General features: G+C 35.7%; 23 protein-coding genes and 1 pseudogene. 7 read left to right on the top strand and 17 right to left on the bottom strand.

Annotated features, from left to right (window positions below; genetic code table 11):
- Positions 1 to 147: 147 nt before the first annotated feature.
- From V7150_RS19185 to V7150_RS19175, 3 genes are all read right to left on the bottom strand, one after another.
- The gene (locus tag V7150_RS19185; RefSeq protein WP_335521517.1) at positions 148 to 621 is read right to left on the bottom strand and encodes a DinB family protein; all 474 of its coding nucleotides are present in this window, start codon (positions 619 to 621) and stop codon (positions 148 to 150) included.
- A gap of 39 nt (positions 622 to 660) precedes the next feature.
- Positions 661 to 1,203, bottom strand: a complete 543-nt coding sequence (gene lepB, locus V7150_RS19180; protein ID WP_335521515.1) for a signal peptidase I — start codon at positions 1,201 to 1,203, stop codon at positions 661 to 663.
- A gap of 222 nt (positions 1,204 to 1,425) precedes the next feature.
- Complete coding sequence (locus V7150_RS19175; RefSeq protein ID WP_335521519.1) at positions 1,426 to 3,060, bottom strand: M4 family metallopeptidase; 1,635 nt, start codon at positions 3,058 to 3,060, stop codon at positions 1,426 to 1,428.
- Between the two features lie 362 nt (positions 3,061 to 3,422).
- Here V7150_RS19175 and V7150_RS19170 point away from each other — a divergent pair, with 362 nt between their 5' ends.
- Positions 3,423 to 3,968: a DMP19 family protein gene (locus V7150_RS19170; RefSeq protein ID WP_335521513.1), complete on the top strand. Its 546-nt coding sequence runs from the start codon at positions 3,423 to 3,425 to the stop codon at positions 3,966 to 3,968.
- A gap of 91 nt (positions 3,969 to 4,059) precedes the next feature.
- On the opposite strand, the gene V7150_RS19165 is transcribed toward V7150_RS19170, so the two are convergent.
- The 6 genes from V7150_RS19165 to V7150_RS19140 form a co-directional block, all read right to left on the bottom strand.
- Positions 4,060 to 4,974 (bottom strand): D-alanyl-D-alanine carboxypeptidase family protein, encoded by a 915-nt coding sequence (locus V7150_RS19165; RefSeq protein ID WP_335521511.1) that lies wholly within the window; start codon positions 4,972 to 4,974, stop codon positions 4,060 to 4,062.
- Between the two features lie 159 nt (positions 4,975 to 5,133).
- Positions 5,134 to 6,237 carry a sensor histidine kinase gene (locus V7150_RS19160; RefSeq protein ID WP_335521509.1) on the bottom strand — a complete coding sequence of 368 codons (1,104 nt, stop codon included), beginning with the start codon at positions 6,235 to 6,237 and terminating at the stop codon, positions 5,134 to 5,136.
- Positions 6,230 to 6,913, bottom strand: a complete 684-nt coding sequence (locus V7150_RS19155) for a response regulator transcription factor (RefSeq protein WP_335521507.1) — start codon at positions 6,911 to 6,913, stop codon at positions 6,230 to 6,232. Before V7150_RS19155 ends, V7150_RS19160 begins: the two co-directional genes overlap by 8 nt.
- Before the next feature lie 200 nt (positions 6,914 to 7,113).
- On the bottom strand, positions 7,114 to 7,860 hold the full coding sequence (locus tag V7150_RS19150; protein ID WP_335521505.1) for a vWA domain-containing protein: 747 nt from the start codon (positions 7,858 to 7,860) through the stop codon (positions 7,114 to 7,116).
- Between the two features lie 75 nt (positions 7,861 to 7,935).
- Positions 7,936 to 8,169: a DUF6886 family protein gene (locus V7150_RS19145; RefSeq protein WP_335521503.1), complete on the bottom strand. Its 234-nt coding sequence runs from the start codon at positions 8,167 to 8,169 to the stop codon at positions 7,936 to 7,938.
- A 119-nt stretch (positions 8,170 to 8,288) separates the two neighbouring features.
- Complete coding sequence (locus tag V7150_RS19140; protein ID WP_335521501.1) at positions 8,289 to 9,359, bottom strand: undecaprenyldiphospho-muramoylpentapeptide beta-N-acetylglucosaminyltransferase; 1,071 nt, start codon at positions 9,357 to 9,359, stop codon at positions 8,289 to 8,291.
- A gap of 151 nt (positions 9,360 to 9,510) precedes the next feature.
- Here V7150_RS19140 and V7150_RS19135 point away from each other — a divergent pair, with 151 nt between their 5' ends.
- A complete protein-coding gene (locus V7150_RS19135) occupies positions 9,511 to 10,179 on the top strand; it encodes a hypothetical protein (protein WP_335521499.1) in 669 nt (222 codons plus the stop codon).
- Between the two features lie 191 nt (positions 10,180 to 10,370).
- Here V7150_RS19135 and V7150_RS19130 read toward each other — a convergent pair whose 3' ends face one another.
- Positions 10,371 to 11,060 (bottom strand): ArsR/SmtB family transcription factor, encoded by a 690-nt coding sequence (locus tag V7150_RS19130; protein WP_335521496.1) that lies wholly within the window; start codon positions 11,058 to 11,060, stop codon positions 10,371 to 10,373.
- Positions 11,061 to 11,127: 67 nt separating this feature from the next.
- Between V7150_RS19130 and V7150_RS19125 the strand changes: the two genes are divergently transcribed.
- The gene (locus V7150_RS19125; RefSeq protein WP_335521495.1) at positions 11,128 to 11,601 is read left to right on the top strand and encodes a DinB family protein; all 474 of its coding nucleotides are present in this window, start codon (positions 11,128 to 11,130) and stop codon (positions 11,599 to 11,601) included.
- A 451-nt stretch (positions 11,602 to 12,052) separates the two neighbouring features.
- On the opposite strand, the gene V7150_RS19120 is transcribed toward V7150_RS19125, so the two are convergent.
- Positions 12,053 to 13,465, bottom strand: a complete 1,413-nt coding sequence (locus V7150_RS19120; protein ID WP_335521493.1) for a PLP-dependent aminotransferase family protein — start codon at positions 13,463 to 13,465, stop codon at positions 12,053 to 12,055.
- 115 nt (positions 13,466 to 13,580) lie between these two features.
- Here V7150_RS19120 and V7150_RS19115 point away from each other — a divergent pair, with 115 nt between their 5' ends.
- Complete coding sequence (locus tag V7150_RS19115) at positions 13,581 to 13,997, top strand: GNAT family N-acetyltransferase (protein ID WP_335521491.1); 417 nt, start codon at positions 13,581 to 13,583, stop codon at positions 13,995 to 13,997.
- Positions 13,998 to 14,051: 54 nt separating this feature from the next.
- On the opposite strand, the gene V7150_RS19110 is transcribed toward V7150_RS19115, so the two are convergent.
- A complete protein-coding gene (locus V7150_RS19110) occupies positions 14,052 to 14,843 on the bottom strand; it encodes a GNAT family N-acetyltransferase (RefSeq protein WP_335521489.1) in 792 nt (263 codons plus the stop codon).
- A 359-nt stretch (positions 14,844 to 15,202) separates the two neighbouring features.
- On the opposite strand from V7150_RS19110, the gene V7150_RS19105 reads away from it, so the two are divergent.
- Positions 15,203 to 17,389: a peptidoglycan D,D-transpeptidase FtsI family protein gene (locus V7150_RS19105; RefSeq protein ID WP_420490310.1), complete on the top strand. Its 2,187-nt coding sequence runs from the start codon at positions 15,203 to 15,205 to the stop codon at positions 17,387 to 17,389.
- 183 nt (positions 17,390 to 17,572) lie between these two features.
- On the opposite strand, the gene V7150_RS19100 is transcribed toward V7150_RS19105, so the two are convergent.
- Entirely contained in the window at positions 17,573 to 18,385 is an 813-nt protein-coding gene (locus V7150_RS19100) for a hypothetical protein (RefSeq protein WP_335521485.1), read from the bottom strand.
- Positions 18,357 to 18,896 carry an RNA polymerase sigma factor gene (locus V7150_RS19095; protein ID WP_335521483.1) on the bottom strand — a complete coding sequence of 180 codons (540 nt, stop codon included), beginning with the start codon at positions 18,894 to 18,896 and terminating at the stop codon, positions 18,357 to 18,359. The genes V7150_RS19100 and V7150_RS19095 overlap by 29 nt, the downstream gene beginning before the upstream one ends.
- Positions 18,897 to 19,114: 218 nt before the next feature.
- Here V7150_RS19095 and V7150_RS19090 point away from each other — a divergent pair, with 218 nt between their 5' ends.
- Positions 19,115 to 19,426, top strand: a complete 312-nt coding sequence (locus V7150_RS19090) for a DUF4306 domain-containing protein (RefSeq protein WP_335521481.1) — start codon at positions 19,115 to 19,117, stop codon at positions 19,424 to 19,426.
- A 321-nt stretch (positions 19,427 to 19,747) separates the two neighbouring features.
- On the opposite strand, the gene V7150_RS19085 is transcribed toward V7150_RS19090, so the two are convergent.
- From V7150_RS19085 to V7150_RS19075, 3 genes are all read right to left on the bottom strand, one after another.
- Complete coding sequence (locus V7150_RS19085; RefSeq protein WP_335521479.1) at positions 19,748 to 20,167, bottom strand: hypothetical protein; 420 nt, start codon at positions 20,165 to 20,167, stop codon at positions 19,748 to 19,750.
- A gap of 207 nt (positions 20,168 to 20,374) precedes the next feature.
- Positions 20,375 to 20,674 (bottom strand): phospholipase, encoded by a 300-nt coding sequence (locus V7150_RS19080; protein ID WP_335521478.1) that lies wholly within the window; start codon positions 20,672 to 20,674, stop codon positions 20,375 to 20,377.
- A 207-nt stretch (positions 20,675 to 20,881) separates the two neighbouring features.
- Complete coding sequence (locus V7150_RS19075; protein ID WP_335521476.1) at positions 20,882 to 21,922, bottom strand: GGDEF domain-containing protein; 1,041 nt, start codon at positions 21,920 to 21,922, stop codon at positions 20,882 to 20,884.
- A gap of 122 nt (positions 21,923 to 22,044) precedes the next feature.
- Between V7150_RS19075 and V7150_RS19070 the strand changes: the two are divergent.
- Positions 22,045 to 22,364, top strand: a pseudogene (locus tag V7150_RS19070) (HD-GYP domain-containing protein); the annotation flags it as partial.

Genomic DNA, 22,364 nt, shown 5'->3' with positions numbered 1-22,364 from the left:
GGAAATAAGTTCATTGAGCTCATTTCTTAAAACTTCCCATAATTTGATTGGTGCCTGACACCAATCTTTTTTTTGCCCTCATGTCTATTCCGACTCAACAAAAAAAAGGCCGCAACGATGCCGCCTTAAAATTCATCCATTTTTCAACTATGATTTCATAACTTTTAAAAAATCGTTAATTTGATTTCTATGTGTTCGGTCATGCTCAATCAGATCTGAAAAATAGTTTGATAATATCAAGCTGCTTTTACCAATGATAAACTGTTCATGAAATCTTTCAGCTGGAATAAGCTCAATTTTAGAAACTAGCTCTTTCCTTTTCGAAATAAATTCATTTATTAGACATTCTTTATTTATTCCAGACCTCGCATAACGTGATGCTTCAGCGTTTATATTCTCAACATCCACTTTTACCTCAGGAAATTCTGTGGAACGAATGATAAAAGGCAATCGATAGTCCAATAAAAATTGATCCCACGAAATAAAGTGGGATATTACATCTGCAATTCCCCAGCTCCCTACCTTAAAAGGCATAAACCAGATATCATCTGTTAAGCCATTAAGTGAAACACACCAATCTATTAAACTCAGCTTTTCTGCCATGATTTCCTGTTTATCCATAATTCCCTCCATTCCCTAGTCTAAACCACCCGCGAAAAACTACTTTACTTCTCTAATATTCGAGAATGGAAAAATAACAAATTCACTTTTCCCTACAATGTCCTTTTTCTTGATAAAATCTAAACCATTGCGGCTATCCATGCTTCTTAGGCGATTATCTCCCATTACAAAATAATGGTTGGCTGGGACAACAATTGGTCCAAAGTCCCCTGTTAACTGACTTCCCATTTCCTCAGCTGCCTTACGATTTTCTGAAAGATAGGATTCCTTATAGGGCTCCCCATTGATTAATAAATGGTCATTGTTCATTTCAATCTTATCGCCAGGAGTGCCGATGATTCTTTTTACATAATTTTCAGTTTGCCCTTTAATAATGACTATGTCGCCTCTGTTAATATTGTTCGAATAGTTCATTTTGTTTACAAAAATTTTCTCTTGACTATGTAAGGTCGGTTCCATTGATGCACCTTCAACGACATACGGAGCAAATAAAAATGTTCTTATAATAACGGCAATGGCTGCAGCGATCAATAGTGATTTTCCCCAGCCAATAAGCTCCTTTTTAGACTTAGAACTTACCAATTACAACAACACCTTTCTTTTTTTAGTAGGGATTTCTTTGGATATAATTAGATAACACCTTTGTATCGATGGAACCAAAAGCATTTCTATCTAAAATTAACTTAAAGTATTGTTAATATTAGTATATTCTATATCCATCCATTAAGACCTTTTATTAAATACAATTTAATCCTAAAAAAATTCAACAGCCATCACAAATTGTGATGGCTGTTGTTTTCATTATTAGTTTACCCCTACTTGTGTCCAAGAAGATGCAACAGCATTGTACTGTGTACTGCCGGTGCCGTATAAATCGGCTGCCGCAGCAAGAAGTGAGGCACGTGCGTCGCTAAAGTTACTCTTTGGTGATAAATAAACAGTAAGTGCTCGATAGTAGATTTTCTCTGCTACAGATATTCCCAGATTGGAAATCGTTAAATAGGCAGCTTTGTTTGGAATACCGCTATTCGTATGGACGCCGCCATTATCAGAAGTCGTATTAACATAATTACTCATATGCTCTGGTTGTCCATAAAGGCTTGGGTTTGATAAACTACGCAGCGCATCGCCTGCTTTTTTCGGCGTATACACATCTTCACCGATTAAATAGTCATCTTTATCAAGGAATACCCCGAACGTATCGGAGATCGATTCATTCAGTGCACCGGATTGATATCTGTATTCTAATCCCGCCGTTCTTTCTGTTACCGCATGGGTTAATTCGTGGGCAATAACATCAAGCGATCCGGATAATGATGTAAAGGTTGTCCCATCACCATCACCATATACCATCTGCGACCCGTTCCAGAATGCATTGTTGTAATTTCTGCCGTAGTGAACGGTTGAACGAAGTGTTGCCCCATTTCCATCAAAACTATTTCGATTAAATGTGTTTTTATAATAATCATAGACAGCACCAGCATAGTAGTGGGCATCAACATCAGCACGCTGTGACGTCGCATTAAAGTTATTATCAGGATCAACAGAATAATTACCTGGCAGCCTTGTTTTATTAACTGCCGTTCTAGTTTCAATCACACCCGTCATTGGCTTGGTTGTATCATACAAATAGTAGGTTCCGTCGGAATAATTGGTGTTAAGCGTTTTCGTATCTCCCAGAACGCCGATTCCAGTACCTGCGTCATTCACGGCATTATAAGAATCTAGGACATTACCATTTACAGCATCCACATATACCACCCAGTTTGCCGGGTATGGCTGAATAAATTGCAGGTTTGTTTTGTAGGCTAGATAAAAGTCATTTTCCTTTTTATAAACAACTAATTCTGCTTTTTCAACGGTATCCTCAAACTTTTTGCCATCAAGGCCCACTCCTGCATTGGTTTCTGTTTGCGCTTTAGTGACGTTAATTGCATTCCACGCCTTATCAAGAGCAGCGTCTTTCGCGACCTGTGCTTTCAGCTTTCCTTTAAAATAAGAGGAAGCTTCCGAGAACACATCGCCATTTACTGCCGTCACAATCCCGTCCTTATCGGTATGAACTTTAAATTTTGCTCCGTCAACTGGAATTCCTTGGACAGATTGGACGAAATTATAGTGGGTGCTGCCAAGATTGTCCGTTTCTACATCCAGCAATGTCAGGTCTTTGTCAGTATCTAATTGATAGAGCTCTTTATTTTCTTTTAAAAATTGCTTTATATCATCTTTATTTTTGTGAGTCTTAGTCGATAATTTTCCATGAACGAAGGATGGGACCGCTTGTCCTTTTTTCCAATTTACCTTTACATCTTTCCCAAACTGTTTCGCTTCCTTCTGCCCCGTAACATTGTACGGAATCGTATTTGCTGCAGCCGTAATCGGTAACACAGACCCCATCGTTAATCCTAATGCCAAAACTAGTGACGTTCTTTTCTTCATCATTCCCAAGCCTCCTAATGATATATTTTGTTTCAATTTTCAAAATATATCATATCACGGTAAATCTATCTGCATAATTGGGAAAAAAGTGGTTGATAGTGTGTCAGTTACCAGGGTTTATTTCGATTTCTCTATTAAAAATCCCAATACCGGATTCATTTCAGCATTGGGAAAAAATAATTTATTATTTTTTNNATTGAAAATATTTTTCAATAAAAGCATAACTTGTTCTTTCTTATCAAGAATATATTAACCTATTGACAAATATTTTATAACAAAAGAGAATTTGATCATGATAGAAGCCCTTGTCGGAACCTTAAGTATAGATTTTACCCTGCAAAAAATAATGTAGGAGTGAATAGATGATGTTATTAATAATCAGCAGACATGAATTCGATTCGATTGACGATACCGTCCTCTGGTCGGCATGTTTCGAGCCAATCATCAAAGTGTATAAAGTGAGAATGAGTGAACAAACACATTTAAGTGATCATGAAATTAAATCTCAATTTTATGAAGAATTGACAGATGGACAACGTGCACTGTTTATGTTCCTTGCTTTCTATAATCATGCAAAAAAATCATTAGAAGAATTTTATTGGTGGAACGCCTATTATTTGGCACAGCCGAAGATTTGGTCAGAAATTGCAGCAGGACTTCGTTATTTCAACGCAGATTCTATGCTGCAGATCCTTAAGGAAATGGAAAAAATTCTTACAGCAAGGAACTATCCACGAAGTTTAGAAAAGTTCTATGTTACACATGAGGACCTAAACCATGATTCGGAACTTCTCAAATTGATAAGTCCACTTAACAGTAGGTTCAACGATAATTCCCTTACAACATTAAAAATAATTGGTAAGTTTATCAGAAACAACCCAAACGAATTCATGCAGTTTGAGAACTAGAGGAGATAACAAGGTGAATCAACATTTTTTAGAAAAGAGCCTAATGGAAAAATGCGCTACCTCTCTGTTGGTAACGCACCATTATTCACGATTATTTTTTCACGTATTCTGATGAGGTAAAGCCGTTCGTTAATAATTTTGTTGAATCATTCCATACACTATTTTTGCTAGATTTTAACACTACTGCCATTAATTTTTTTCCATTTCTTTCAGCTGAAGATACAAGGCAATAGCCCGCCTCATCCGTAAAACCGGTCTTTATTCCATTAGCCCCCTCAAAATAATATGGGCTGTTTGAATCCAGCAGCTGATTACTGTTTTGATAGGTGATGGCCTCATTTGAATAGACCTTACTGCTCACAATTTTTTTAAACATTGGATTTTTCATTGCCTCGCTGGCAATTAACCCTAAATCATAGGCAGTTATATAATGGTTGGGATGATGCAGTCCATGAGGATTCATAAAATGAGAGTCTTTAGCCCCAACCTCTTGCGCCTTTTTGTTCATCATTGAAACAAAATAGTCTAATGCCTTTTCCTCTGAAACATGAGGATTATTCATTTGTTTTTTCGCGATATAGACTGCGATGGTTCTTGCAGCGTCATTTCCGGAAGGAAGCATTAATCCGGCCAGCAATTCCCTTAGTGTAAGTACTTGCCCTTCTTTAAGCCACGCAGAGCTTTCGCCCTCCGTTTTGAGTTGCGCTTCTTTTCCAACCGTAATTCGATCTGTCATTTTCCCATATTCAACAGCCAATAATGCGGTTAAAATTTTCGTTGTACTTGCCGGATACAGCCTTTTATGATCATTTTTTTCATAGATCACCTTTCCTGAATCCAAATCCAAAACTAAAGCGGCTTCGCCTTGAATGGGAGAACTCAGGTTTATCGAATCTTTGTTAGTTTTTGTGAAATGATCACGGACAGTTTTAATTCCGGTTAACTGACTTCCATAACTTACTAAGATTAGAAAAATCAAACCGATTACTACATGTTTTATTTTCATATAACAGCACTCCTAGAAAAATGGTTTATAGCAAATATAGCCATTATTTCTAAAGTGGGACGAAATTAAACCTTAAGAAAACCTAAAGAATACCTAATGATTACTTTATAGATAGAAAAAGACTGCCAAATCGCAGTCTTGGGTTGTTTAAAATACACTTCAATGATTATTTGACAGCGGCAGCTGAACTTGAAATATCGTTTCCGCCTCATTACTTGAAACGATAATTTCTCCTTGATGCCGCTCCACAATTCCCTTTGCAATTGCTAGACCCAGGCCTGTTCCGCCAGTTTCCTCCGATCTTGACTGTTCTATTCGGTACATCCGATCAAATATAAAAGGAATCGCTTTTGCAGGAATCACTTTCCCATAATTGATAACCTTCACTACCGAGTTCCCGCCTTCTGCCTCAACAACGAGAGTAATCTTTCTTCCTGCATTTCCATACCTAATTGCGTTGGAAATAAGGTTTTCAAATGCCCTCATGATTTTATCAGGATCTGCCTCAATCATCAGTTCATCCGCAGCAGTTTTCAATTCTATCTCCATATTCTCCTTTTTTAATTCAGGATGAAATTGCGCCGCTAGCTGTTTAAGCAGTTCGATTAGATTAAAGGGGATCAGCTTTAAGGCAAGATCACGGTTATTTATTTTGGTAAACTCAAAAAGGTCGTTGACCATACGATTGAGCCGTATGGATTTTTCATAAGCAATATCAACAAAATAACGAAGTTCCACTTCATCTCTGTATTGATCTTCCTCAATTAATCGTAAGTAGCCGATAATGGATGTTAACGGAGTCCTCAAATCGTGAGACACATTTGTCACCAGTTCGTTTTTCGATTGGGTCGCCTTCTTTTCATCTTCAATTAACGACTCTAACTGTTCCTTCATTGAATTTATGTTTAGTGCTAACGGACTTAATCCCCCATGCTTCCAAATCGGAATCTCCATATCAAGACGACCTTCCGAAATTTCATCTACCGAATGGCTGATGATCTTAAAGTACGATGCTATATTTCTGATTGCTAAGGCATAATAGATGACCGTCAAAATAATCGTACCAATAAAGAATAAGTTCCAAAATCCATAAGCATCCCTCATATTGGCGTATAAATAATTTAGTTCCATCGGTAATGGGAAATATATATATATAAATCGAATGATATATGCTAGTATGACAGTTGAAATTCCAGCACCGAGCAGACTATATAGTAGATATGAAAGTAATCTGGCATAAATGGACGTTGATTGTTTATCCATCAATTTTGTACCCCACTCCCCAGATTGTTTTGATTAATTTATAACCTAATTTGTCTTCCAGCTTTTCGCGTAAATTACTGATATGTACCATCACCGTATTATTTGCAGAATAATAGGATTCCTTCCATACTAGTTCAAAGATTTCTTCACTGCTAAACACCCTGCCTAAATTCGAAATCATGATATAAAGAATCGCAAACTCTTTTGAAGTTAATGATATCGGACACCCATTTACTTTTACTGTATGAAAGGTTTTATTTACCTCAAGGCTTCCCAGCTTGATTATCTCGTCATCGTTCTGTTCTTCTTGATATAAATAGGCCCTGCGAATCAGCGTTTTAACTCGGGCCACTAGCTCCAACGGATTGAATGGTTTGGTTAAGTAATCGTCAGCTCCGCTCATTAAACCCGTTATTTTGTCCATATCCTCTGTCTTGGCACTAACCATCATAATCGGAACATGATGCTTGGCACGTAAAATTCTGCATACTTCCAATCCGTCCACTTTTGGCATCATCACATCCAATACAATCAAGTCTATCTTTTCTTTCTCAAACAAAGTTAGAGCCTCTTCGCCATTGAAAGCTTTCGAAATTTTATACCCTTCATTTTGTAAATAAATCGCGATCAATTGAACAATTTCCTTATCATCGTCCACTATTAAAATATGTCGCAAACTTTATACCCCCCGGTCATTGACCCAACTTTTCACAGCGTATATTTGAATTCATATACAAAAAATACCACATCATCAAGTGTTGTGGTAGGGAAATAGCCTTTTTTATTATTTAAAAAATTTATTTTTCGAGCCTTAGGTTTGCATGGATAATGATGTATTTCTTGAAAATAATTTTTTATTCAATTAATCACTTTAGTTTACCGGCCAAATAATTTGCCCCAAAAGCCCTGCCTCTTCGGTTCTGACTCCCTAGATGATTCCTGCTCCTCTTGATCAATAGTAACGATCCGTTTTTGCTTAGCTTCCTTTAACCAGCTCGGAAATTCGTTTAATAAGGAATTATATAGCTGATCATCAGAAATCTTATCGATTTCTTCAATATGCAAGAAGTTTGCGTTATCTACTACTCTTCCTTCCAAGGTATCTATTTTACTCAGAAAATCAAAATTGCCATTGCCAATTCCAACAAACTGCCAAAATACCGGATGTTTTGCCGAGCTTTCAATTATAGGCTTTATTGATTTTTTGCAGCCCCCATCGTTGATAAAAACTATATATGCGGGATCCTTGCTTGGATCATCTTCAAGATACTTTCTTAAAACGTCCTTCATCACAGGAGGTTCATCATTTCTGCCGAATTTATGTACTAACTCGTCCTCAAGGATAATTCGATCCACATAACCATCAAAATCTCTCTCTGTAACGGGCTTTAATCTAGAAAACTCATTATCATAAACCCATACATCTAACACACCATCATCATCAAACTGAGAAGCAATTGCTAATATTCGCTCAACTACTTTTTGAACCGTACCATTCTTATACAAGTTTCTCATGGATCCAGTAATATCTAATACCAACCCTACTCTTGCCTTTACCGCTGCTAAATTCTTCTTTTCCAAAACAATCTTTACACTTTTTTTCTGTAAATCAATAGTCGCCATTTGCCATCCTCCTTATAGTTAAAACGATCCATAATTAGTATAATATTCAAACTACAATAAAATCCAATATTATCCTTATTTATTCAAAAAAATAGGCTGAATCAACAGCCATAACTTTTCATCATTCCTAATATTTTTCACGGTTTGATACCAAGATACTGCTTTTCGCTCAATTTCGATAGCTACCGAATCCTTACCTTTGATATATAATTCTAACTTTTCGTCTTCTGCACTGATATTGTTTGACTTTGAATTGGTCACACGGGGGCAATCTCTTGGAAAGTAATAAATGACATAGTGCTTCCTCATCAATCGCCCAAACCACTAGAGGCATACCTCAGTGGTTGAGGTATAAACTCTTTAATATTCAGATTCTCACTGAAATGAAATAGCATAAAAAATTTCCTCCAAAACAAGCGTTTTTAACATTAGGTTAATGGAGTTTTATTAATTTCATTTACTAGAGTTTGCAATGCTTCCCCTTTTTGTGAGAGTTTCATATTCCTTCGAAATCCTTCACTTTTTTTCTGAACCGACTCTATATATTTTATTAACGATTCTCTAGTAAGGTTTTCTTCTGCTAAAGTAAGTGAATATCCTTTTTCTTTGAAAGCTTTTGCATTTAAAATTTGGTCGCCCCTGCTTTGTTGTAAACTTAAGGGGATAATTAGCATCGGGATATTTAATGCCAAAAATTCAAAAATGGCATTGGAACCGCCTCTTGTAATAACAAGTTCCGTAGCAGCTAAAATATCTGGCAGTTCTTCGTGAACATATTCAAATTGCCTATATCCGGGAACATTAGAAAAATTGGTATCTATGTTACCTTTACCGCATAAATGCACAATTTGATACCTTGCAGTTAGCTGATTTAACGACTCCCTAACTGCCTCATTAATTTTCTTGGCACCTAAACTGCCACCCATTATAGTCAAGATGGGAAGGTTTGAGGTAAAGCTAAGGAACTCTCTGCCTTTTTCCCGCGACCCGTTGAAAACTTCTCTTCTAATCGGCGAACCAATAACCATTGTTTTATTTTTCGGAAAAAATTTCTTCGTCTCTTCAAAAGAGGTAAATATTTTGGTCGCAAATCTTTGCGAAATTTTATTAGCTAATCCTGGTGTCATGTCACTTTCATGAATAAAAATTGGGATTCTTAAAGATTTAGCAGCAACAATAACTGGAACTGACACAAAGCCACCTTTAGAGAACACTAAATCAGGTTTCAGTTTCTTTAAAATCTTCCGTGCCTCCATACAACCTTTCATCACCCTAAAAAGATCGACGAAGTTTTCAAAGTCTATATATCTTCTAAGTTTTCCACTGCTAATCCCATAATAAGGGATATTTATTTTCCTTATTAGCTCTTTTTCAATCCCGTTTTTAGAACCAATATAATGAATCGTCCAATCTGCGCCCATTTCATTGATAATCGCAATATTAGGGGTGACATGACCCGCCGAACCGCCGCCAGTAAACACAATCGTTTTGTTCGCCATACATCCTCCAGAATCAGTTTATGTAGTATTCATTATATGTAATCCGGGCTCATAATTCCATTTATTTACTAACCCCATAGTTAAGTTGGATATTTATGTTAAGATAAAAAAAAAGAGAAAAGCATCTGATTAAGGGAAGGCGTGTTGTCCGGTGAATTTTTTCAAATCGAAGGCATTCCTTATATTAGCAACAATAGCTGTCCTCATTGGAGGTTTCATATTTTACTTTTTCTACGGATTCCCTTGGAATTTAATAAAACATACAAGCAAATTTGAGAAGTACCTAGACAATAAATACAAAACAGAGTTTACTATCGATGAAATAACCTATGACTTTTTCCACAGCACCTATCATGCGACTGCCTATGCTAAAAATCAGCCAAAAATCAGCTTTTATGTCGGTGAAAATAATCGAACAAAAGAAACAGAGGATGCCTACGAATACGAAACATGGCGATACCAAGCAAAAAAAGAGTTAAGTCCAATTATCGAAAAAATCTATCCCGTTCAAGTAAATTTCTCTATAGAAATAGCTGACATTAAAAAATCTGAAATTAAGAACTCTCAAATCCCTGACTATAGAACCTGTACAACACTTGAAATCGAAATTTCGATGGAAGGCTATGAAGTAACAGCTGAAAATAAAATAAAAGAACTTCAAAGAGCCTTTCAAATACTCCAATCCCTAAAAGAACATGGCGTTTATCTTCATCACTTTGGAATCAGCTTTAAAAATAAAACCATGCAACTAGGACACGATGAGAACATTCTGATTAATAGTTTTAATGATTTAGATACATGGTTAAAAGAATATAGATAGTTATAGATACAAAAAGGATGCTTTTTAAGCATTTTAGTTTTAAGTTAAATGGAACTTTTCATTTGTTTTTGTAGAATTACTTTTTTAACTAATGCAATTGGGCAAGAAATCAAGGGGTATTTTCTAATTAATGTATTTCTTTATAATTTAAAAAACCTGCCCCTTGACAGGTTTTCCTATTTATTTCATTCCTAAACAATCGTAATACCAAAAGAATTTTTTAATGCATCTATTCCTTTTGGTGTAAGATGAACCGCACGGGTCTTTTCTACTTTTGTAATCCAACCGTGATCAAAAAAACGAGTGGCAATCGCTGACCCTAACCAGCCAGAAATATGATAGCGTCTCTCACTCCAATCAAGACAGGGCTTTGCAAATGTCCTCCTTTTTATATTTGCTTCTTCAATATTAATTCCAAATTGAAGAAACCACTCTTTTCCTTTCTTTGTTACAGCGTATAAACCATCCTCAAGAAATACTATTTCTTTTTCAATAAGTGCATCGGTTACTTTTACACCAAGTTCTCCTGCAAGATGATCATAACAAGTTCGGCCAAAACGGACCTGTTTTAATTGGCTAGACTGTCGTAATGATCGAATTTCAACAGGGGGTGCGATTGTTCCTAACTTTTCGATCACTTCTGCAACTTCCTTGCTGGCAAGTCGGTAATAGCGGTGTCTACCGTGCTGTTCCATAACAAGTAAATTCCCTTCAACCAGTTTTGCAAGATGGGAACTAATGGTTGGATGTGATACTTTCGCCATGTAAGCTAATTCACTAGCTGGAAGTGCTTGACCATTCATTAAACAATCTAAAATGATGGCTCTTGTTGGTTCAGCCATTAATTTTGCAATATAAGAAAAATTCGGATATACATTCATATTTCGATGATACCCTAAATGTATTTTTATTACAATGATACTGGATGATAACAAGGAGGAATTTAGTATGAATGCAATTGATCTTAGTATATTGAATTTAAAAGAAACCCGCCGGCGCTCCATTATATTATGGAGATCTCTTCCCGATAGCTGGATTGACTGGCGACCCGATAAAGAGGCGTTGTCCTTTGGGGAAATGATTCGTCATGTATGGAGTGCAAGTTTCTATTATCATATGGTTTTAAGAAATAGAGGATCTATTAAAACAGAAACGACCGCCCCATTCGATCAAGAACCCGTCCAATCTGTTGAAAAAGAAATTGAACTATCGAAACCGTATTTTGATGATTTTATTTCATATGTTCAATCCCTTACAGCTAAGGAGTTAGAGTCTCAACTTATTGATCGAAGCGACGTTGGCTATCAGCGATATTTAGGGGATATGCTTTTACGGATTGCCTACCATGATGCGGTTCATACAGGACAATTCTTACAATACTTACGAATGGTTGGTTTGGAGAGACCATTGATATGGGACTAAATTTTTAGGTACATCTAAAATTATATGATGAAGGACTTTTCGTGAGAAAATCCAACTCGATTTGGCCTTCATTTGGACGATGAAGGTCTTTTCGTGAAAAAACCCATCCCGATTTGGCCTTCATTAGGACGATGAAGGCCTTTTCGAGGGGAAACCTAAACCGATTTGGACTTCATCTAGGCGATGAAGGTCTTTTCGAGGGGAAATCCAAACCGATTTGGCCTTCATTTGGACGATGAAGGACTTTCCGAAAGAAAACCCAACACGATTTGTCCTTCATAAGGGCGATGAAGGACTTTCCGAAAGAAAACCCAAACCGATTTAGCCTTCATTAGGGATTAACGATAATCGGAAAATAGTGCTGAAGAAAAATAAAACTTAGTATCATCTTTTTGATCTTCCAAAAACGGGCTCAATTAAAAACTCAAAACTAATAGTACGAGCAACAACCCTATTTTTTCATCTCCCACGCCTCTTTTAATAATCGAATTCCAAGCTCTATTTGATTCTCTGTTAAACCACCAAAACCTAATAGAATCATCGGTTTTTGGTCAGGATGATCATTCTCATAATAAACAGAGGTTGGATACACTTTTACTTTTTTTTCCTTAGCCCTTTCAATTAGTTCTATTTCTGACATATGATTTTGAAGGCTTAATAAAATGTGTAAGCCTGCATCCTCTCCAATAATGGTGGCTTGTCGGCCCATATATTTTTCAATTGAGCTGATCAATGTATTTTGCTTCTTCCGATAGACGGTTCTCATTTTATTTAAATGCCTTTCCCAATGCCCATTGAACATAAATTGCCATAGTGTGTGTTGATGCAATCGAGAAACGGTCTGCTTGTAGATGGTAAAATGCTGGCTGTATTTTTCTAGTAAGCTATTGGGTAATACCATATAACTAATGCGTATCGAAGGAATCAAAGATTTTGAAAAGGTCCCTAAATAGATCACTTTACCGTTATTGTCTAATCCTTGTAGTGACGGGATTGGTTTTCCCTTATATCTGAATTCACCATCATAATCGTCTTCAATAATATACCGTTCCTTTTCCTCCGCCCATTTTAATAATTCCATTCTTCTTGTAATCGGCATAACCATTCCATTTGGAAATTGGTGAGAGGGAGTTACATACGTTACATTTGCATTACTGTCATATAAGTGTTTTATTTCGATTCCGTCTTGATCAAGTGGGATTGGTTTTAATGTAACTCCTTGGTCTTTAAAAGCATCCCTTGTTCGATGAAATCCCGGTTCCTCCATTGAATAAATCGCATCTCTCCCAATGATCATCGTTAAGAAAGCAATTAAATATTGTGTACCGGCACCGATAATAATTTGATTGGCCGAACATCTTACTCCTCTTGATTGATACAAGTATTTAGCTATTTCCTCTCTGAGCGGTAATTCTCCTTGAGGTTCGCCATTTAAAAAATAGGAGCTTTGCTCTTCATATAGACTATGGATAGTTAACTTCCTCCAAATAGAATACGGAAAATGTTCAAGCGCTATATTTCCCTGACTAAAATCAAAAAGGTATTGCTCCCTTGATTCTTCATATATTTCTTTCGTAGTATTTGGGACATCGGTAACGTGAAGAAACAAATCTCGATTGAGTTCCTTCACGTAGATACCCTTCCTCTCCACACTTTCTACATATCCTTCTGCAAGTAATTGTTCGTACGCTGTTTCGATCGTATTTTGACTGACTCCTAGATGGAGGGCGAGTTTCCTTTTTGAAGGCAGCTTTTCCCCAGGTTCAATTTTTCCAACTTGAATTTCATTTTTGAAAAAGTTATAGAGTTGTATATATAACGGTTCCCCACTCCTGTGATCCAAATCAAAAGTTATCTCTAGCATTCTCTTCCCTCCCCAATCGATCTGGTATGGTTAATTATATTATATCTGACCCTTTTGACCATATCAGATTATCTTTATAATCAAACATATAAAGAAGGAAGGGATGATGTTTACGATGAATTTTTCAGAAGGTAAAGGAATCTACTATAAGATTGGGGCACTTATTACAGCGGAGGAATTATCAGATGTATTTAAAACCTCTGGGATAAGAAGACCAGTTGATGACCTCCCCCGCTTGCAACGAATGATTGAACACGCGGATTTGCTCATTACAGCTTGGGTTGATCAAAAATTAGTTGGTATTGCAAGAGCGGTCACAGATTTCAGCTATTGCTGCTATTTATCTGATTTAGCGGTGAACAAAGACTATCAAAAACGGGGAATCGGTAAAGAGTTAGTCCGACTTATCCAAGAACAGATTGGCGACGAAGTAGTATTATTACTTCTTGCCGCACCTGCGGCGATGGATTACTATCCTCGAATTGGATTCGATAAAATTGAAAATGGTTATATCATTCCTCGTAAAAAATAAGGAAAGGGCGTGAATATGTATGATTATTCACGCCCAAAATGGCTGTTAAGAATTCTAGCCTTCCTGAATTTCTTTAATACTTCTCCCACCTAAAAAGGCATGACCAGTAATAAATTTACCTGCCGTTATAAATCCATATTTCGCATAAACCTTTTCGATTTTTTCATTGATTGGAAAAATCCATAAATCCTCTATTCCCCTTTTCTTCACTTCTGCCTGCAGGAAGTAAATAAGCTCGCCTATTAGCCCCTTACCTCTAAATTCCTCCTTCGTTGCGACGCTCTCCATACGGGCTTGATCACCATGTTCGAATATACAAGCTGTTGCACATGCTTCCCCATCATAGCGAAGAAGATAATGCGTGAAAGCAGGGTGTTTAAACTCCTCAGGAAAGGCCTTTTCCCTTACCTCCCTTCCGCCAAACTCCTTAATATTGCATTCGATTTCTAATGCCTCATTAAAATTATCTTCCGTCACTCTTTCAATCGTAACGCGATCACTTCTTTTATGCCCATTGATTTCTTTGTTCCAGATTTGAATTGGGCTGACTAGTTCCTCAAAGCCAAATTTGTAAGCCTTTAATTCATTCATGAATTCGGATAGTTTTTCAAGATTATAAAGATAAAAGCGCGGTATTATATTTCTTTCCTGATAAAACTGAATCACTTCCTCTATCACATCCCTGGGATTTTCAGGAACCTCATGAATATGCGCATGATTAGCATCAAAATAGGACGGCTGGTCTTCATTATAAAAAAAGTAACCCCAAGTTGTGTTTTGTCGGTTTGTAAAGGTATCAAGGTAAGCTAGATCAAGCTCCAAGACCTTTTGTAGTAGTATGTTCAATATATTCTCCTCCATTAAAACTAAATTATATTTCAAAAATCCCCTCTCAAACTATGACTGATACGAAAGAATGGCTCTCACGGTTAGACATATAGAAAAGCCCTCTCTTCACTATTTTTAAATAATTCTGTATTTTAATGATATAACAATTTAATTAATTGATAAAACAATTAATTGCACTAGTTTTTATGAAACTTTTACAAGCAAAATACAGTCAATATATTTAGGCACTTTGGAATAAAGATGCCCTCTAACATAATCCAAATAATTTTTCATAAAAGCAACTTTCCAAAATATTGTATTTTTATTATAGTAGATTAATAGATGAAAGTTTTACCAAATGGAGAGGATTGTCTAAATTGAATAAAATGAAAAAAAAGAAAAAAGGGAATGTCTCATTTAGAATAAACATCATATTCTTTGTTGTCTTTATATTATTTTCAACTCTCATTCTTCGACTAGGAATGTTACAGATTGTACTTGGAGAGAATTTCCAGCGGGAGATAGACCAAAAAGAGATTGTTCCAATTAATTCATCTGTGCCGCGGGGGAAAATATATGATACGAATCGAAAACTGATTGTTGGAAATAAACCTTTAAAAGCCATTACTTATACTCGATCCAATTCAGTTAAACTAGATGAAATGTTAGACATTGCAACGGAATTAGCTAATCTCATTAATAAAGACTCTGAGGAAGATTTCAAATCAATTACAAAGCGAGATCGTCAAGACTTCTGGATCATGAAACATCCCAATTTAGCTAATGCCAAAATAACGAAAAAAGATAAAGCTAGGCTACAAAAAAAAGAGTTAGATAAAAAGGAATATGATAAGGTAATTTATGATTTAACTAGGGAAAGAATTACGGAAGAAGAACTTAATTCTTTTTCGAAAGAAGAACTAGAAGTATTGGCAATTTTTCGCGAGATGTCTAGCGGGCAAGCGTTATCGCCACATATCATAAAAAATAAAGATGTGTCCGATGAAGAGTATGCGGTTGTAAGTGAACACCTTGATTCCTTACCAGGAGTGGATACGACAACAGATTGGGACAGGGATTTTGTATTTAAAGATTCGGAAGGAAATGGACCATTAAGCTCCGTTTTAGGGAAAGTAACAAGTTCAAAAGAAGGTTTGCCTAAAGATAGTCTCGATTACTTACTAGCTCAGGGATATAGCAGAAATGATCGTGTAGGAAAGAGTTATATTGAACAACAGTATGAAGAAGTCTTGCAAGGTCAAAAAGAAACGGTAAGGAATGTTACGGATAAATCAGGGAATGTTTTGGAATCTCAAGTATTTAAAGAAGGAAAAAGTGGGAATGATTTAGTTTTATCAGTTGATATTGAACTTCAACAAAAGATTGATGCGATAATTCAAGATAAACTAAGTCAAGCTAAAGTTGGTCAGCCCTATATGGATAGAGCCCTAGTCTCCGTTATGAATCCAAAAACAGGGGAAATGCTTGCTATGGCCGGTAAGCAATATGTAGTAGATAATGAATCAAAAAAAACCGAAGTAAGAGATTTTGCATTAGGAAACATGACCACTTCCTATTCAATGGGTTCTGTTGTAAAAGGAGCAACCGTATTAACCGGGTATCAAACAGGTGCAATCGTTCCAGGGCAAAGCTTATATGATCAACCTTTGAAGTTTAAGGGTACAAATGTAAAAAAATCATGGAACTCGGTAGGATTTGGTTCCATTAATGATTTATATGCTTTAAAAAGATCATCCAACGTATATATGTTCTTAACGGCTATGAAAATTGGCGGGCAACAAACGTATATTCCAAATGGGCCTTTAACCATAAACAAAGTTGAAGCTATAAACAAATTCCGAAAAAACTTTGCTCAATTTGGATTAGGGGTTAGAACGGGAATTGATCTCCCTGGTGAACAAACAGGATACGGTGCTGGACAAATACCCCCTGATGCCGGTAAAGTTCTAGACTATGCAATTGGACAATATGACACATATACGCCATTGCAACTTGTTCAGTATATTTCAACCATTGCAAATGGTGGTTTTCGGATTCAACCGCATATAGCAAAAGAAATTCGGAAGCCAACTAGTAATTCGGATGAACTTGGTCCTATTATTCAAGAAATTAATCCAACTATATTAAATAAAGTTGATATGAAAGAATCTTGGATTAAACATGTTCAAGAGGGGTTAAAATTGGTCGTCAATGATCCCCAAGGCACAGGATATGGCACAATCAAAAATAAACAATATAAGATTGCTGGGAAGACAGGCACAGCAGAAGCATTATATGATGGGCCTTTACCAGGCCACCCAATGTTATGGAATGTAACCTTTGTCGGCTATGCTCCATATGACAATCCTGAAATTGCTATTTCAGTTGTCGTCCCATGGTCAACTACTGATAAAACACATACTAATTTAGAAATAGCTGATGAAATTTTTAAAGCATATTTTGATTTAAAAAACACTCGCATAAACCAAGGATCAGTTACATCAAGTACTACTCAAAATGTTGAAACCAATAATGCTGCGGAAAATAGTGATGCAAATGAATAGAATATGACAATTATTCTGTATTGGGGTATGAAGATACGATGGCTAGAGTCTAGAAAAAGACCTAGCTATCGTAAAATCACTCCAAATAAAATCGGGTGATTTTTATAGGGAAAATTTATTTTATACCAATTTTAATGATTAACTATCTGACGAATGTGGTCTATTGAAATTTAATAAATTGATCTATTTCAAATATGAGTGTGCAAGTTTCATTAATTCGCCTTCACTAATGTTTCCTGTTAATTCCAAATGAATGACTTGTTTATTTTTATTTTTAACATACATGCTTATTCTTGTTCCTGATTCCCATAAATCTCTTGTAATAGAAATTGCGTCCTTGTCTTTGAAAGGAATTACCTTTTCATTCGAATGAATCTTCCAGATCACCTTTTTTCCCTTTTTATTTAGCAGTTGTTCACTCTCTTCAGCTAATGACTGTCTTACGTAAACCCATTTATCCCCTTTATGCCAAATATCCCAATACATTAAAGGGCCATTAAAATTTTTCGCTGAAAGTCCGGGAGGATATTCGATTACTCCTCTAGATATCTCTAATGGCATATTTACATCAATTGAGGGTCTCATTATCTTATATGATGCTCTTTTTTGTGAATCCTTTAAATCAAAGTTTTTTTTATACTTAATCATCCATGGATAACTCTCAAAACCAGCTAACTTTATATTCTCTGGTGGCAATACTGGTCTAATTTCAAGGTTATGCCAGCTGTAATAAACAGAATCTGCACTGTGGATTTCTTGAAAGTCATTCTTTTTATTGGCTTGGTTGCCAATTAGGATAAAACATAATAAACCCACGGCGACTAATGACATCGAGACTTTAAACCATTCCCAACTTAGAATAGGGCGCCGTACCTTAGATTTTTTGTCAATTTTTTCACGCAATAGTTTTTTTACGATATCTTTTCTTTCATTTACCCAAATGATTTCTTCTTCTAACTTATTTACCTTATAAACTAACGGTTGACGACCATTCAATTGTTTCATCCTCCATCAATAAGAATTTCTCAAGATTATTGGTGGCTCTGTGGAGAGTGGTTTTTACTTTGGCATCTGACCACTCTAATATTTCCGCAGTTTCTTTTATAGAAAATTCCTTGATTTTTCGTAACACAAATACCTCACGTTGTGACGGCTTTAGTCGTTTCAATGCTGCTAATAACATTCTTCCTTCTTCTTTAATTTCTACTATTTTTTCTGTTGAGGGATATTTAACATTCTCTTTTTTGAGGACATTCAGCAGCTTTTTTACTTTCGATTCTTTGCGAAAAAAATCCATCGTTGTATTGTGTGCTGCTCTAAATAAAAAGCTTTTCACTTTAGACATGTCTTGAATGCTGTCATATTTTTCATAAACCTTAAGAAAAGTTTCCTGTAACAGATCCTCTGCCGTTTGAGGTTCTTGAACGATTGCGTATATGTATTTTAAAAGGGACACACTATACTCCTCATACCACTGAAAAAATAGTTGATCTTTAATCGACTCCATTTCTGTTCCTCCCGTTTAGATACTAGAGAGACGCAATACATTGAAAAAAGTTACAGTTTTTAAAATTCAGTAATTTACCAATAAAAAAAGACATTCAATATGATTATAGAATAGTTTCGAAGATAGAAAGAGAATAATAAAAAAATTCTTTCAATTATTAGGAGATTGGTGTAAAATTACACTATAATGGAAATATAACCAATTAGAGGTGGCTACCTATGAAAAAATGGTGGGTTTTTTGGGTTTTTAGCGTACCTATTTTTATCCTCACCTTTATGAAATCCTTTTTTATCACGAGTAAAATTACCTATGAATCCCAATCAGAGTGCAAGCCGATGTTTATTTTTACACCACAGAATGTGCACTATTGTAGTGAAATTTATCCGATTGATATTTTTTTAATATCTTTAAAAACAAAACCGCTTTCGTATATTTGTCTCATTTCAGGAATCTATTTAATTGGATTCATTCTTTATTTATTTATCCGCTTAATCATGAAAAGTCGGGAGAATCGTATAAATGCTCGGTGAATATTTTTAGGGGTTAGATTTGATGTGCTTTTCTCAATCTTTTTGTCAAAATTGTAATGGGACTACAAAACTTTTACTAGGGATTGTTGGCTATCCAATAAGAGAAAGACGGACCGCCAATAGAGGTTATTGGCTACCAGAACGGATAGTTCCTCAATTTCTAATAGGAATCAATTAACCTTTACAACATAAAAAGAGCCTAAACTTCCAAGCTCTTTCATTATGAATTCTCCTCCATATGGATTCCAGCTGTTTGAAAAATAATTCCTTGCAATCCCCCGATTGCGGAGTCCGAATTTAGGGCATTCAGCAAATTTGCCGTTAAACAGATTCTTCTTTCTTAATGGCTTTTACATTCTTAAGTCTTATCCATTGCGTCTTTTTCCTTCCAGCCAATAATTTATCTATTTCTACAACAGGAAACTGTTTCTTGCCAATTAAGATTTCAGAATTAGATAAAGTGATAAAGACTTTATTCAGTAAATTTTCTTCATTTTTCAGTTCAATATGAATGATTTCTCCGGATTCCAACTCGGCTAAGACAGGGAACCTTCTTAAAAAAAATTGTTTACTGTAATGGTCCATTTTTTTATTGATCAGCAGATTCCCTAATAAAAATAGGGCAACACCTATAACTACAGACCATAAGCCGAAGTTACTCAAATATATGTTTCCAATGAATATGATCAGCAGAAGCCATCCAAATTTAAGGAACCAATAGATAATATACATAATGTTCACCCTTTCGAAAATCGACTTTATCTCTATATTCACTGAAATTCAAAGTTTTTTCAACGCAACTGCTCGTCTTTTTTTGGTAGGATTAGACAATTCCAATCTAAAAAACCGCCTTAGCGACGGTTTTTCCTTTTTATATTATTTTTATATTAGTATCCAATAAATAGGAAAAATTAAATTAAAGAACTCCACTTTTATATGTTGTAAAAATCACCTATATCGATACTGCCGGCCGCATGTTAACGATGTCTTTACTTTCATAAAATCATACATGAGTGCAGCTTTCCTTCCTTTATCCGTATGCCTATTCTTTTTAGAGCGGAGGCACTCCATAAATTCAGCATCACACTGACAAGGGGAGATTCCTCGACTTAGGCAGCGGTCATGTCTCTGGCAGCAGGCATCTACATCATTAATGGGTGCACCTGGCCCGCTGCATCCAGGCCCGCACCATCGATAACCTGGAAAAATGCACCATGAAAACGGATTTTTTCTCCTTCTATTTCTCAAAACTCCACCCCCTAAATTAAATTGACCAGTTTACTTTTTGATGTGTTCGTTACTAATAAAATATGAAATTCTAAATAAAGTGAAATGGCAAACCCCCAAAACATGTCCTTTTATATAAAGAAAAAATCGCAAGAGATACTCTCCTTGCGATTTTTTTCTTTTAATTGATGGGAGAGTTTTTTGAAACTCCCTTACCAAAGTTACAATCTAACAAATAGTACTAACCATGTTTCTGCCACAGTTCTTTGATTGGTATAATCCTTCGTCTGCCCTGCTCAATAAGGAATCAATCGTATCATCAGTGTGAGATTGTGTCACGCCAAAACTTGCAGTAAGTCGACCCGCGCCATTAAAAATATGTTCTTGAACCTTTTCTCTAAGAAGTTCAGCAAGTCTTTCAGCATCCTTACCTAAAACATCGGTGATCACAATAAACTCTTCCCCGCCCCAACGGCCTAAAAGGTCACGGTTGGTTAGGTTAATTTGGATAAGTTTGGCCAACTCCTTTAAAACAGAATCACCAATTTTATGTCCATAAAGGTCATTAACCGTCTTAAAATGATCGATATCAAAAAAGATGATTGAAAAACTCATGTGCATTTCTTTGCAGTCGTTCAACTTATTTTCTAGCCATTCATCAATTTGATGCCGGTTGGCAATTCCCGTTAAGGCATCTACGTAGGCGTACTTTTTAAACATTTCCACCTTGGCACATGACTTAAACATATGCTGGGCATATAAAAAGACAATAATATAGACAAAGCTTGCGAAGTAATATTGGAATAAGGAATCAATCGACATTAAGGAAAGGCGGTTCATGTACATCATTCCATCTGTCAAAGTAATGGCGAAAATACCTATTGAGAAGTAAAAACCACGCTTTATCCCTAGGGTTAAAAAAACAAACATAAAATAGATTGGCATCCAAACAATAAAGTCACCTAAAGATCCGCCAATTTGATTCAAATAATTATGGACGGCATCAAAAAATGTGGTGACGTGGTACACACTGATTAAAATCAAGTTAGAATATTCGATAAACCGTATAAAACGATTCTTATATAGCAATATCCAACTGATTACAAACCAAACTGTAAGTGTGCTATTTATAATAAAATTAAGTTTATTTTCGACATCAACATTTTGCATTAGTGTATTTAAAATAAGAGCAATAAAAATACACGGAACAACCCACAGGTATACGCTTCTCTTGAGTTCATCAAGTGATTCAAATTGTTTAAAAAACATCAGATTACCTTCTCCCCAACTAATCAAACTCGATTAGTCCAGCCCAAATCCTCAAAAACAGCAGACGACTGGCAATAGACCCCCGTTTAGATCTCGGCGGCACACATATCCTTATTAGTTTGGTGTTTTTATTTTTCTATATAATTTTTATAGGATATGACTTTTTTTATTATTACCTTTTACCTGTTTTTATAACGGATAAGAAGAGTGGTTTACCCAGTAATCTTTGGTATCTTACCTATTTTGTTTTAATAATATTGATTCCAGTTTCCCTTTATTTAAATAAGGTAAATAAGATATCATGGATAAAATATGTGTTTGTTATCAGCTATTTATTAACAGCTTTTATTGTTGATATTTTTACCTTCTTTGGAAGTAATGTTTCTTATACAAATGGGAATGTAGTAGAGATATTTTTAATTTTCTCCTTACCTCTATTCCT

The sequence above is a fragment of the Neobacillus drentensis genome (assembly GCF_036965245.1).
Lineage (GTDB): Bacteria > Bacillota > Bacilli > Bacillales > Cytobacillaceae > Neobacillus > Neobacillus drentensis_G.
The sequence above is the reverse complement of the archived record's forward strand: the minus strand, read 5'-3'. Positions and strand labels throughout refer to the sequence as shown.